Source organism: Paracoccus bogoriensis (assembly GCF_019431455.1).
GTDB lineage: Bacteria > Pseudomonadota > Alphaproteobacteria > Rhodobacterales > Rhodobacteraceae > Paracoccus > Paracoccus bogoriensis.
In genome coordinates this window covers 127710-140059 of the sequence record NZ_JAHYSR010000004.1, presented here as the reverse complement: position 1 = coordinate 140059, position 12350 = coordinate 127710, and the positions used below count along the sequence as shown (strand labels likewise).

At 65.8% G+C, this 12350-nt stretch carries 10 protein-coding genes; 3 read left to right on the top strand and 7 right to left on the bottom strand.

Annotated features, from left to right (window positions below):
* Positions 1 to 75 precede the first annotated feature (75 nt).
* The 3 genes from KY389_RS03365 to KY389_RS03355 form a co-directional block, all read right to left on the bottom strand.
* Entirely contained in the window at positions 76 to 1626 is a 1551-nt protein-coding gene (locus tag KY389_RS03365) for a SulP family inorganic anion transporter (RefSeq protein ID WP_219829389.1), read from the bottom strand.
* Between the two features lie 71 nt (positions 1627 to 1697).
* Positions 1698 to 3992, bottom strand: a complete 2295-nt coding sequence (locus tag KY389_RS03360; RefSeq protein ID WP_219829388.1) for a glycoside hydrolase family 55 protein — start codon at positions 3990 to 3992, stop codon at positions 1698 to 1700.
* 228 nt (positions 3993 to 4220) lie between these two features.
* Positions 4221 to 5798, bottom strand: a complete 1578-nt coding sequence (locus KY389_RS03355; protein ID WP_219829387.1) for a lysine--tRNA ligase — start codon at positions 5796 to 5798, stop codon at positions 4221 to 4223.
* Between the two features lie 88 nt (positions 5799 to 5886).
* Between KY389_RS03355 and KY389_RS03350 the strand changes: the two genes are divergently transcribed.
* Entirely contained in the window at positions 5887 to 6309 is a 423-nt protein-coding gene (locus KY389_RS03350; RefSeq protein WP_219829386.1) for a tellurite resistance TerB family protein, read from the top strand.
* Positions 6310 to 6312: 3 nt separating this feature from the next.
* Here KY389_RS03350 and dacB read toward each other — a convergent pair whose 3' ends face one another.
* The 3 genes from dacB to KY389_RS03335 all read right to left on the bottom strand — a co-directional run bounded on the left by dacB (position 6313) and on the right by KY389_RS03335 (position 9967).
* Complete coding sequence (gene dacB / locus KY389_RS03345) at positions 6313 to 7710, bottom strand: D-alanyl-D-alanine carboxypeptidase/D-alanyl-D-alanine endopeptidase (RefSeq protein ID WP_246587912.1); 1398 nt, start codon at positions 7708 to 7710, stop codon at positions 6313 to 6315.
* Positions 7700 to 8299, bottom strand: coding sequence for a nicotinate-nucleotide adenylyltransferase (locus tag KY389_RS03340; protein ID WP_219829383.1), 600 nt, complete (start codon positions 8297 to 8299; stop codon positions 7700 to 7702). The genes dacB and KY389_RS03340 overlap by 11 nt, the downstream gene beginning before the upstream one ends.
* Positions 8300 to 8368: 69 nt before the next feature.
* Positions 8369 to 9967: a bifunctional metallophosphatase/5'-nucleotidase gene (locus KY389_RS03335; protein ID WP_219829382.1), complete on the bottom strand. Its 1599-nt coding sequence runs from the start codon at positions 9965 to 9967 to the stop codon at positions 8369 to 8371.
* 138 nt (positions 9968 to 10105) lie between these two features.
* Between KY389_RS03335 and KY389_RS03330 the strand changes: the two genes are divergently transcribed.
* Together KY389_RS03330 and KY389_RS03325 are read left to right on the top strand one after the other, a co-directional pair.
* A complete protein-coding gene (locus KY389_RS03330; RefSeq protein WP_343222893.1) occupies positions 10106 to 10438 on the top strand; it encodes a DUF952 domain-containing protein in 333 nt (110 codons plus the stop codon).
* Positions 10439 to 11497: a quinone-dependent dihydroorotate dehydrogenase gene (locus KY389_RS03325; RefSeq protein ID WP_219829379.1), complete on the top strand. Its 1059-nt coding sequence runs from the start codon at positions 10439 to 10441 to the stop codon at positions 11495 to 11497. It begins immediately after the preceding gene.
* On the opposite strand, the gene cysE is transcribed toward KY389_RS03325, so the two are convergent.
* Positions 11494 to 12315 (bottom strand): serine O-acetyltransferase, encoded by an 822-nt coding sequence (gene cysE, locus KY389_RS03320; RefSeq protein WP_219829377.1) that lies wholly within the window; start codon positions 12313 to 12315, stop codon positions 11494 to 11496. The two genes, KY389_RS03325 and cysE, sit on opposite strands and share 4 nt — an antisense overlap.
* Between the last annotated feature and the right edge of the window lie 35 nt (positions 12316 to 12350).

The following is a 12350-nucleotide window of genomic DNA, read 5'->3' as shown; positions in this document are numbered from 1 at the left end:
AAAAGTTAAGCAACTTTTTTTAAAAGATAATTTTGTAAATGAATTGACGAATAAAGATGTATTTTGGTAAATTTTTCACAACCCCGCGAGCGACCTCGCGTCTGACAGATCCTCGGCTTGGGCAAGCTCGAGCGGCAGAAGCCCGCGCAGCGCGGGCAGCACGCCGATCGCGGCGACCCGGCCCCCGCGTCGCGCAACCCGCCGCGACAATTCGGCCAGCATCTGCGCGCCGCTCTGGTCGAACAGCGTGACGCCGGACAGGTCCAGCACCAGCAGGCGCGGCTGGTCGGGAATGCGGTCCAGCACCCGCTCGATCCGGGCGACCGACGCAAAGAAAAGCGGCCCGGTCAGGCGCAGGATCATTTCGCCCTCGCGCGCCTGGTCGATAGGCTGCGGCACAGGGCTTGCATCGCCGTCCTGCGCCATGCGCGCGATGAACAACAGTCCCGACAAGGCCGTGCCGGTGATGATCCCCGTCACCAGATCGCCCAGGATCACCGTCAGAAAGGTCAGCCCTGCCACCCCCGCCTCGGCCCGGTCGATGCGAAGAAGGGCGCGGATCGCGTGCCATTCGATCATTTTCCAGCTGACAATCATCAGCAGTCCCGCCAACCCTGCCAGCGGGATGGCCCCCATCAACGGCCCCGCGAAGCTCAGAAAGGCCAGCAGCAGCGCCGCATGGATCATGCCTGACAGCGGGCCACGACTACCCGCCTTCACGTTTGTGGCCGTGCGCGCGATGGTTCCCGTGGTGCAGAATCCGCCGAATAGTCCCGCCCCGATATTGGCCAGCCCCTGCCCCAGCAATTCGTCATTGGGCCGCATCCGGCTGCCTGACATCTGGTCGGCCACCATCGCCGACAACAGCGACTCGATGGCCCCCAGCAGCGCGAAGCCGATGGCAAAGGGCAAGGCGGCGACGACAGCATCGGGGGTGATCTGCGGCAGTTGCGGCCGGGGCAGCCCCGAGGGCAGCGCGCCGAAACGGTCCAGGATCGTCTCGGCCGGGACGAATTGCGCCGCCAAGGTGGCGGCAACCACGCCAATCAGCAGCGAGGGAAGCCGGGGCGCGAGGCGCTGCACGACCAAGATCGTCGCGACCGTCAGCACAGCCACCGCCACCGCGCCCACCTGGACCTGCGTCCGCGCGGCCCAAAGCCCCGCCAGCATCTGCGGCAGGCCGCCATGCCCCGCGCCACGGATGCCCAGCAGGTCGCCCAACTGGCTGGCCGCGATGATGACTGCAATGCCCGCCGTGAAACCCAGGATCACCGGATAAGGCACGAAACGGATCGCGCCCCCCAGCCTCAGCGCGCCCAAGGCGGCCAGCATGATCCCCGAAAGGCAGGTCGCCAGGATCAGACCATCGATTCCGATGGCGGCGACACAGGCGGAAACAAGCACGATGAAGGCGCCGGCCGGGCCTCCGATCTGGTGGCGCGTGCCACCGAGCGCGCTGACCAGAAAGCCGCCGACGATCGCCGTGACCAGCCCCCGGTCGGGCGGCACGCCGCTGGAGATGGCGATGGCCAGCGACAGGGGCAGCGCCACGACGGCAACGGTCAGCCCAGCCTGAATGTCCTTCAGGCTGGGGGAAAGGTCAAGAAATGCAGGCCGGTAACGCATCCCACCTCCATGCGCGACGCCGGCAGGATCGAAAGACGGGTGGGGCTTGTCAACGCATCAGGCGGATCGGGCTATTGCGGGCGGTCCATCCTGGCGTAGATGCAGACCCGTCCGCGCAGCGGCTGCGCCCAGGTCAAGCGGATCTGGCGCCGGGTCGTGCCGATCTCGACCTGAACATGGGGGGCGGCATCGACCCTCTGGCCTGCGCTGTTCAGAAGCGCGGTCTCGTTGACGACCGACTGGACCGAACGCGCCCAGCCCTGAAAGGGCAGGCCGGCGATGACCGGCAGCGTCCAGTTGTTGCTGGCCGTGTTCTGGGTGAACTGGACCATCAGCGGATTGGCGACATAGGTGTTCACGCCGTTGAAGGTATTGGCCTCGAATTGCAGGTTCCGCATGGCGCCGTAATTCAGGTCGGCGATCGAGCTATCCACGCGGTCGATCCGCTCGACATTGCCGAAAAGCGCCTTGAACACGTTGCCCACGACGTTCAGCCCCTGGATGAAATGCCCGGTCCCGTAGGGCTTGACGACCAGCCAGGCGAACCAGGGGACCGTGTTGGAGCAGAGAAACGTGTTGCCGGTCAGCGTCAGGCCGCCGAAGCTGAACTCCTGCCCGGTGAAATTCGGCCTCGCGCTGTGTTCGTTCGTCCATTCGATCGAGGCGTTGTCGATATAGTTGCCGCTGACCGTCGTCTGGACATTGGGCTGGGTCAGGACGAGACCGGCAAAGCGCAACCCCTCGCCCGAGCCGTCGCCCTGGAACCAGTGATTGCCGCTGATGATATGGCCGCCGCCATTGGCCACCAGAAAATGCGCAAAGCGCACGAAACGGTTGTTGCGGATCTTGATGTCGTTGGCATTGACGTTGATTGCGACCGTCGTGCGTTGCTGCGCGGGCAGGTCCATGTCGTTGGACAGGAACTGGCAATTGTCCACCAGTAGATCCTGGCAGCCGCGCCCGATCGAGGTGATGCCCCGGTCCTGCGGGCGGGTGAAGTAGCAGCCGCTGAACTGGATCATCTCGCCGCCCGGAGATAGCAGCACGCCGCTGGCGATCCGGTCGCAGCCGAAGTCGATATTGACGAAATTCAGGCGGCTGATTTCGCGAATGCCCGAAAAATCGAACAGATAGCGGTATCTCTCAAAGCTGTAGGTGCGCGTTCCTGCGCCTCCGAACAGGGGCTGCGACAGCGTGATCGTGCCTGCCGAGACATTCTTGGCACGCACATAGACCTCGCGGCCGACGCCATTGCCGATGACGCGGCTGCCGACCTCGATGGCGGCGACGTTTGCCACATTGGTCAGGGTCAAGGGATTGGTCGGGGAATAGGTCGCCACGCTCGTCCAGCGCCCGGTGGCCCAGGCCGGTCCGGGCTTGGCCTGGATCGAGCCGTTCTGGATCACCCGCCGGTTCGAGAAGGCGTCAAGCGAAGGGGCGATATCGGCCATGATCAGCGGTTCGTTCAGATCGACCCGGCGGCCGCGCAGATCAAGCACGGTGTGATCGGTGTAGCCCAGAAGCGCCTGCAACGCCTTTTTCATGCCAAGCGTCTCGTCCTTGAAGGCATCGGCATAGGTCGGGAAATCGAAGCTCTGCAGCAGCGCGATCCGGGTCGAGGCCGGCGTGACGAGGCGGCCCTTGAAACGGATCCGGCTGTTGATCGACAGATCACCCGAGATGAAGAAGTTGCCGTCGGGCACCAGGATCGAGCCGCCGCCCGCCGCATTATCCGCCGCAACGAAGGCTGCGCGGTCATTGGTCACGCCGTCGCCCACCGCGCCGAAATCACGCACATCCACCCAATCCAGCAGCGAAGGAACGAAAGCCGAGGTGATATCCTCGATCCGGATGCTCTCGATTCGGAAGGCGCCGCCATTCGCGCCGACAAGGTCCAGACCGAAATGGCCATAGACGGGGCGGGTGCCCCAGCTCATGTCCACGCCGCTGCGCGAGCCAACCCCGACGATGGCCGAGACCTCGACCACTTCGCCATGGCGTTGCAATGCCACGGTGGGGCCGGTCAGGGTAAGGCCCGGCACGGGATTCCTTTGCCCGTCGCCCGCGAAGGCGCCGATCCGCGCGCTGGCCAGCGCCCCCGCCACCGCCTTGACCCGCGCCGAGATGCGCAGATAGACGCCGGGGATCATCGGCGTCTCGCCCATGAAGCGGATGCTGGTCGTGCTACTCTGCTTGAGGATCTCGAGACAGGCCCCGAAATCCTGGTCGGCCGGCACGATCGCGGCATTGTCCGCCGTGGCCCAGGTCGGGCTGCCGGGCGTGCCATTGCTGCGCGACCATGCGGCAAGGCCCGCGCGGAAGGCGGGCGGCATCAGCAAGAGCCCGTTCGTGATGGCGATATTCATCGGCTGTCTCCCTTGTCCGGTGGCGGCGGACCTGCACCTTGGCGGGCCTGCGTTCGGGCAAGGAAATAGTTGATGAAAGGTTAACAGGGGCTGAAGAGGGCGTGCGTTGCAGGGCGAGCCCAGGCAACGACAACGCCCTCGCGCAACCGCACAGGGGGGCTTTTCACCCCCCCATCGCGCTGGGGCGCGCTTTCTCCCGAGGATATGTTCACCAAGGCAAAGCGGCCGTCAGGCGGCCAGTTCGCCCGCCAGCGCGCGCGCGATCAGGGCGCGGGTTTCCGCGATCCCGTAAAGCGCGATGAAGCCTCCGAAGCGGGGCCCCTGATCCGCGCCCAGCAGCACCTGGTAGAGGGCAGAGAACCAGTCGCGCAGAGGTTCAAATCCGTGATCCTTGCCCACCGCGAAGACCATGGATTGCAGAGCTTCGGGGTCGGTGGGCTGGTCCCAGGCGGCCAGCCGGGCATCGAGATCCTCGATCGCCTTGCGCTCTGTCTCGGTGGGCAGGCGGTATTGGCGGGTCGGGGCGACGAAGTCCTGAAAGTAGCGCAGCGCGAAGCCCGCCGCCTGGTCGAGGCCGGGATGGGTTTCGGGGCTGGCCTCGGGCGCATAGCGGCGGATGAAGCCCCAAAGCCCCTCCTTGCCCGTGTCGCCCGCGACCGAGGCCAGGTTCAGAAGCATCTGGAACGACACGACCATGTCCGAGGCCGGAACATTGCCGCCATGGATGTGCCAGACCGGGTTCGCAACCTGCTGGTCGGGTGTCTGGTCGGGATAGGCGCGCAGCTGCTGGTGGTATTCGTCCACCGCCTTGGGAATCACGTCGAAATGCATCCGCTTGGCGGTCTTGGGCTTCTGATACATGAAGTAGCTGAGGCTTTCGGTCGCCGCATAGGTCAGCCATTCATCGATCGAAAGCCCGTTGCCCTTGGACTTGCTGATCTTCTGGCCGTGCTGGTCCAGAAACAGCTCATAGGTGAAATGCTCGGGCTTGCGGCCGCCGAGGATTTCGCAGATCCGGTCATAGATCGGGGTATTGGTCGAGTGGTCCTTGCCATACATCTCGAAATCGACATCCAGCGCGGCCCAACGGGCCCCGAAATCGGGCTTCCATTGCAGCTTGACGTTGCCGCCGGTGACGGGCAGCGTCACCTCGCGCCCGTCCTCGTCGAAGGTGATCGTGCCCGCCTTGGCGTCCACATGCCTGATCGGCACATAGAGCACGCGCCCCGTCGTCGGGCTGATCGGCAGGAAACAGGAATAGGTCTGCTGGCGTTCCTCGCGCAGGCTGGCCAGCATCACCTCCATGATGGCGTCATAGCGTTCGGCGGCGCGCAGAAGTGTCGCGTCGAACCGGCCGGACCGATAGAAATCGGTCGCGCTGATGAACTCGTAATCGAAGCCGAACGTGTCGAGGAATCGGCGCAGCATCGCGTTGTTGTGATGTCCGAAACTTTCGTATTCGCCGAAGGGATCGGGCACCGAAGTCAGCGGCTTTTGCAGATGCTCTTGCAGCATGTCCTGCCGGGGCACGTTGTCGGGCACCTTGCGCATCCCGTCCATATCGTCCGAGAAGCAGACAAGCCGCGTGGGAATATCGCTGATGATCTCGAAGGCGCGGCGGATCATCGTGGTGCGCGCCACTTCGCCGAAGGTGCCGATATGGGGCAGGCCCGAGGGACCGTAGCCGGTCTCGAACAGAACGTAACCCTTGGCGGGCGGGGCCTTTTCGTAGCGTTTGAGCACCCGGCGTGCCTCTTCGAACGGCCAGGCCTTCGATCGCATCGCGGCATCGCGCAGGGTGGTCATGGCTTTTCTCCGGTTTCAGGCCCTCGACGGCTTATTGAAAGCCCGCAGGATCGTCAATAATCTGCGCCCGAGCCACAAGGAGAACGTGATGACGACCGACCTGCCCTCTCTGTCGCCCTGTGACGCTCTGGTGGCGGTCATGGTTGCTGTTTCGGCGTCGGACAGCCGGATGCGAACATCCGAGCTGGTCGCGATCCAGCGGATGGTCGATCACGCGCCGGTCTTTGCGCAATATGACGATGACCGCATCCGAGCGATCAGCCAGACGGTGATGACGCTGTTCGAGGAAGAGGACGGGCTGGACGCGCTGTTCGGTCTGGTTCGCGAGGCGCTGCCGCCCAGGCTCCATGAGACCGCCTATGCGCTGGCCTGCGATGTGGCTGCGGCTGACGGGCGGCTTTACGAAAACGAAATCGCCATGCTGGCCGAAATCCGCGATCAGCTGGACATCTCGCGCCTGCACGCCGCCGCCATCGAATTATCGTCGCGGGTGCGTCACCTGACGCTGTAGGCGCTAGCCCAGGCCCGCTGCAAAGGCCGACAGCAGGCCTGCCTGCAGGGCGCGGGCCTGGCGTGTCCAGGCCTGCACGCCTGCGGGCTGTTCCTGCCCGATCGCCGCCGCCCTTCTTGCCGGATCGACGCAGAGGATGGCAAAGGCGCCGCGCGCGCCCGACGGCCCCTGGACGTAGCCTGCAAGGTTCGAGACGAAATTCAGCGTGCCGGTCTTCGCCGCGACTTCCGGAGCGGGGGCCTCCTGTTGCAGAGGATTTCGGCGCAAAAGCCCCGGCAGGCCGGTCTCGGCTCCCGGCCCCGCGAGGATACGCGCCAGAGACAAGGCGCTGACCCGACTGGCCTCGGACAGGCCCGAATGATCGGCAAGCCGCATCCCTTGCCGCAATCCCGGCTCATCGGCGGTCAGCCAGTCCAGCATCCGCGCGCCCGATTGCGCCAGATCCGGGGCGCCGCTGGCGTGAAGCCCGAGCGCCTCGGCGGTGATGTTGGTGGAATAGCGCAGCATGTCCCGGATCATTGCATCCAGTGGCGCGCTGTCGTGATGGGCCAGTGTCTCGCCCTGCGGAAGATGGGTGATCACCTCGGGTGCGGGCAGCGCCAGACCGCGTGCCCGGGCCAGCGTCTGGAACACATCACCCGCATAAAGCGCGGGTAGGCGCACGGGCAGCCAGCGGCTGCCCTGACCGCCAAGCGCGGCGCGCGAGACGGTCCAGAACTCCCGCCCGCCATCCTCTCGATAGGTGAAAAGATCGCGCTGATCCGCCGCGCGGGCGCTGATCGTATGGGCTTGCGGCGATAGCGCGGTGCCCCGCGCCTCGACCTGGATCCGGTAATCGGCGCCGACACGGCTCCAGCCCAGATGGACGCGGTTGAAGTTCAGCATCAGCCCCGAGATCGAGGGGTTATAGGGCAGATGCACGGCCTGTTCCGGCGCGATCTGTGCCAGCACCGGCAGCGCGCCGTCCCAGACTGCGAAGCGCGCGGGAAGCGGTCGGCCAAGCGCGGCCAGATCGGCCGCCAACCGCGCCAGGTCATCGGTGGACAGCGTCGGATCGCCGCCGCCCGCCAGGATCAGCATGTCCTCCGCCAGGATCAGCCGGGTGCGGAAGCGATGCGTCGCACCCAGCCGGTCCAGCGCATACATCGCCGTCAGCGCCTTGACGGTGCTGGCCGGCGCGATGGCCATGGTGGCCTGCGCCAGATGTTGCGGGGGGGTGGGCTGGCCTGCCCGGATCAGCGCAAAGCCCGTCTGCCCGGGCAAGCCCGCGCGCGCCACAATCGCACGCGGGTCAACAGGCGGACGCCGCGGCGGGCGCGAGACCGGATCGGCCAGGGCCAACCCGGGGGTCACCAGGGTGCCCATCAGCCCCGCCAACAGGATGCGGCGGTCAATTCTCATGGCGCGCATATCTCAGGGCGGTCGAGGACAGGGGCGACAGCGGCAGGTCCAGCAGGGTCCAGGCCGGGGGGCGACGCAGCGCAAGCTCGGCCGCCCGCCATTCGGGAAGGCGCGCGGCTCTCAGCGCTCTGGCGGCGGGCGCGTTTCGCGATGACAGGCGCGAGCCGGGGCGCGCCAGAACCGCGAAGGGCACGGCATCGGCAATGGCGCGCCAGCGGTCCCACAAGTGGAATTGCGCCAGATTGTCCGATCCCATCAGCCAGACGAAACGCACACCCGGATAGAGACGGCGCAACGCAGCGACTGTGTCGGCGGTCTTGCGCAGGCGCAGCCTTGCCTCGAGATCGGTGACAAGGATGCGCGGGTCGCCGACCAGACGCCGGGCGCCCTCCAGACGCTGGAGCAAAGGCGCCGGACCGTTCGGCTTGAGCGGGTTGCCCGGCGAGACCAGCCACCACACCCGATCCAGAGACAGGCGTGACAGGGCAACGCGACTGATGCCCAGATGGCCCCTATGGGCGGGATCGAAGGATCCGCCCAGCAGACCGATACGCTGGCCCGGCATTGCGATGGGATAACCCGTTCTCATTTCACGGGGTTAGCGCATCGAGCGGGCCAAGCCAACCGGCATCTGGCCCGCCGTGCAAAGGCTGACGCTTCAGCGCAACGTGATGCGCCCGTCCAGAACCGGTTGATAGCCATCCTCGGCGGCGGCCAGATACCCGGCCACGACCTCGGCCAGGTCGGGACCGAAATCATAGGCGTTGCGGCCATTCTCGGCAAAGACATCGAAACCGTCGCCACCGCTGCGCATGTAGTTGTTTGTGGCCACCCCATAGCTGGCTGCCGGGTCGATGGGCACCCAGTCATCGCCGTCGCGCACCATCACCTCGCTGATGCGCTGTCCCGGTTCGGCGGCGGGGTCTATCGTGTATTTCAGCCCGGCGACCTGCGCGAAGCGGCCAGCGCCTTCCTCGATCCGGCTGGCGCCGTTCTCCAGCGCCGCGATGATGTCGGCGCCGTCCAGTTCAAAGGTCGCCAGCGTATTCTGGAAGGGAAGGACGGTGTAGATCTCGCCCATCGTGACCTCGCCCTCGTCGATCGAGGCGCGCAGGCCGCCGCCGTTCTGGATGGCGATGGTCACGCCCTGCCCGCTGGCGCGGTCCAGCATCGCATCGGCGACCAGATTGCCCATCTCGCATTCCTGCGCGCGGCAGGTTTCGCGGCTGCCGTCGATCGGGGCCAGACTGCGGGCCACCACGGTCGCGCGCAATTCGTCGATGGGCGCGCTCATCTCGGCCACGCGGGCGGCGATAGCCTCGTCCTCGGGGACCGAATTGTCCAGAAGGATCGGCTGCCCCTCGGCCGAGGTGACATTGCCCTCATCGTCGAAGGTCAGGCGAAGATGGCCCAGATACTTGCCATAGGCATAGGCCTGCACGACCGGCACATCCGCGCCGTCCGGTCCGGCGATCAACGTGGGATAGGGCGCGACTGCTCCCTCCATGTCGCCCAGCAGCGTGTGCGAATGGCCACCCACGATCGCATCCAGACCGGGCACTTCGGCGGCATAGTCCAGATCGCGCAGATAGCCGGAATGGGTCAGCGCGATGATCTTCGTGATACCCTCGGCAGAGAGAGCCTCGACCCCGGCCTTGAGGCTGTCGATGTCGTCGCGGAAGATCACGTTCGGACCCGGCGACGAGGTTTCGGGCGTGTCCATCACCAGGGCCGAAACCAGACCGATTCGCGTTCCGTCCAGATCCAGCACGACATGGGGCGGCACGCGCCCAGCCAGCAAGTTGGATTGCGACACGTCGATATTGCCCGAGATCACCGGAAAGTTTGCGCCAGACAGCAGCACGTCGAGACCTTCGGGACCGTCGTCGAATTCGTGATTGCCGACGGCCATCGCGTCGTAACCGATGGCATTCATGAACTCGACCACATCGGCGCCCTTGTAGGTCGTGTAGAACAGCGACCCCTGATACTGGTCGCCCGCATCCAGCAGGATGACCTTCTCGCCCGCCGCCTCGATCTCGGCGCGCAGGGCTGCGACCTTGGCGGCAATTCGGGCCACGCCGCCGAAACATTCGCCCGCCTCGCGCGCCTCGGCGCCGCAGGTGCTGTCCGTGGCGCCGATCGGCTCAATCCGGCTGTGAAGGTCGTTGGTGTGCAGGATGTGCAGGACGGTCTCGGCCTGTGCGGTGCCGGCGATCAAGGCCAGGGCAGAGGCAGCGGCAAGCAGTCGGGTCATGGGCTGTTCCCTTCAGACGCATTGACGACGCCTTGAAGGTTGGCCCAGTCACCTGGCCGGGTCAATTCCACTCACGAATATCCGCCGAACTTGCCGGGGCTTGACCGCGGGCGTCGGCCCGAGGCAAATGCCGCCATGATGATCCACAAGATCCTTCGCGCCGCCGAATGGCGTCAGTTTCAGGTCGAGAACCGGACCGAGGGCGCACCCGTCGATCTGGCCGACGGCTATATTCATTTCTCGACCTCAGCCCAATTGGAAAGCACACTCTTGCGTCATTTTGTGGACGAGGACGATCTGGTCCTGGTCAGCTGCGACGCCGCGACGCTGGGCGATGCCCTTAAATGGGAGCCAGCGCGCGGGGGCGATCTCTTTCCCCATCTCTACCGGCCGCTGACGATGGACGACGTTGCCGCGTGGCGTCCGCTGAGGCGGGGTCCGGACGGGCGGCACCAGACCGGAGTTGCCTGAATGACGCTGATCGAGCGCGCGGGCCTTGCCCTCTTGCACCGCCTGGACCCTGAAAGGGCACATGACCTGTCGATCAGGGCGCTGGCTTCAGGGCTGGTGCCGCTGACGGGTGCCCCGGTCACATCCCAGCGGCTGCGGCTACGGCTGGCCGGACTGGACCTGCCGAACCCGGTTGGGCTGGCGGCTGGCTATGACAAGAACGCGCGCGTGATTGGCCCGCTGATGCGGGCCGGCTTCGGCTTTGTCGAAGTGGGCGCCGCGACGCCGCGCCCGCAGCCCGGCAATCCGAAACCGCGCCTGTTCCGGCTGACCGGCGATCAGGCGATCATCAACCGTTTCGGCTTCAACAATGATGGCGCCGAGACAATCGCCGCGCGTCTGGCCGCACGCCCGCCCGGCATTCCCGTTGGCCTGAACATCGGTGCCAACAAGGACAGCGCCGACCGCGCTGCCGATTTCGCGCGGGTCGTTCGCATGGCTGGCGATCACGCCGATTTCCTGACTGTGAACGTCTCGTCTCCGAATACCGAGAAACTGCGCGAGCTTCAGGGCGCCCAGGCTCTAACGGCCCTGCTGCAAGGCGTGATCGAGGCGCGCGACAGCCTGGCACGCCGCCCGCCGGTTCTGGTCAAGATCGCCCCCGACCTGTCCCGGGCCGAGATCACCCAGATTGCCGCCGTTGCCTGCGATCTGGGTCTGGACGGGATCATCGCCACGAACACGACGTTATCGCGCGACGGGGTCAGCGGACCGCATGTCTCGCAGGCAGGTGGTCTGTCGGGTCGTCCGATCTTTCAGCGATCGACCCGCGTTGTGGCGCAGCTTTACCGCGACACGCAGGGGTGCCTGCCGATCATCGGCGTCGGCGGCATCTCCAGCGCCGAGGATGCCTGGCAGAAGCTGCGTGCCGGTGCCAGCGCGGTGCAGATCTATTCGGCGATGATCTATCAGGGCCTGTCGCTGATCCCTCGCATCGCCCACGATCTCGACCGTCGCCTCGCGGTCGAGGGCATCACCCTCGGCGAACTGACCGGCAGCGGCATGGCCGACTGGCTCTAGCTGCAATCCTCGGCGCGCAGCAACTGGTTCATGCTGTGCGAGGGCTCAGGGCAGCCCGCATCCCCGATGACACGCGCGGGAACGCCCGCCACGGTCTTGCAGGGCGGAACCTCGTGCAACACGACCGAACCGGCGGCGATCCGCGAATGGCGACCCACGCGGATATTGCCGAGAACCTTGGCGCCCGCCCCGATCAGCACGCCGTCGCCGATCTTGGGATGACGGTCGCCGTCCTCCTTGCCGGTCCCGCCAAGCGTGACCGAATGAAGCATCGACACGTCGTTTCCGACACAGGCGGTCTCGCCGATGACGATGGAATGGGCGTGGTCGATCATCACCCCGGTCCCGATCCGTGCCGCAGGGTGGATATCGACGCCGAAACATTCCGAACAGCGCATCTGCACGAAATAGGCCATGTCGCGCCGCCCTTGCTGCCACAGCCAATGCGCCATCCGATAGGCCTGCAGCGCCTGGAATCCCTTGAAGAACAGGACCGGCTGCAACAACCGATGCGTCGCCGGATCGCGGTCATAGACCGCCATCAGATCGGCCCGTGCTGCATCTCCCAGTTCGGGCGCGCTTGCATAGGCCGCGTCGGCAATTTCGCGCAGGATCTGCTCGGACATCTCGCCCGAAGCCAGTTTCAGCGAAAAGCGGTATGCCAGCGCGGCCTCGAGGCTCTGGTGGTGCAGAAGCCCCGCATGGATCAGCGAGCCCAGAAGCGGTTCGTCCGAGACGGCCATCCGCGCCTCGTGCCGCAATTGCGACCAGATCGCGTCGCGATCGGCCGACAGAGGCTCTTTCGTGGCAGAGTGCATGGTCATTCCTGGCCCACCCGATCATGTTCCTGTCC

What these genes read in the sequence shown, in the direction of transcription:
- KY389_RS03325 (WP_219829379.1), top strand. Translation starts at nt 10,439, where the DNA reads ATGACGCTGATCGAGCGCGCGGGCCTTGCCCTCTTGCACCGCCTGGAC.
- KY389_RS03330 (WP_343222893.1), top strand. Translation starts at nt 10,106, where the DNA reads ATGATCCACAAGATCCTTCGCGCCGCCGAATGGCGTCAGTTTCAGGTC.
- cysE (WP_219829377.1), bottom strand. Translation starts at nt 12,315, where the DNA reads ATGCACTCTGCCACGAAAGAGCCTCTGTCGGCCGATCGCGACGCGATC.
- KY389_RS03350 (WP_219829386.1), top strand. Translation starts at nt 5,887, where the DNA reads ATGACGACCGACCTGCCCTCTCTGTCGCCCTGTGACGCTCTGGTGGCG.
- dacB (WP_246587912.1), bottom strand. Translation starts at nt 7,710, where the DNA reads ATGAGAATTGACCGCCGCATCCTGTTGGCGGGGCTGATGGGCACCCTG.
- KY389_RS03360 (WP_219829388.1), bottom strand. Translation starts at nt 3,992, where the DNA reads ATGAATATCGCCATCACGAACGGGCTCTTGCTGATGCCGCCCGCCTTC.
- KY389_RS03340 (WP_219829383.1), bottom strand. Translation starts at nt 8,299, where the DNA reads ATGAGAACGGGTTATCCCATCGCAATGCCGGGCCAGCGTATCGGTCTG.
- KY389_RS03365 (WP_219829389.1), bottom strand. Translation starts at nt 1,626, where the DNA reads ATGCGTTACCGGCCTGCATTTCTTGACCTTTCCCCCAGCCTGAAGGAC.
- KY389_RS03355 (WP_219829387.1), bottom strand. Translation starts at nt 5,798, where the DNA reads ATGACCACCCTGCGCGATGCCGCGATGCGATCGAAGGCCTGGCCGTTC.
- KY389_RS03335 (WP_219829382.1), bottom strand. Translation starts at nt 9,967, where the DNA reads ATGACCCGACTGCTTGCCGCTGCCTCTGCCCTGGCCTTGATCGCCGGC.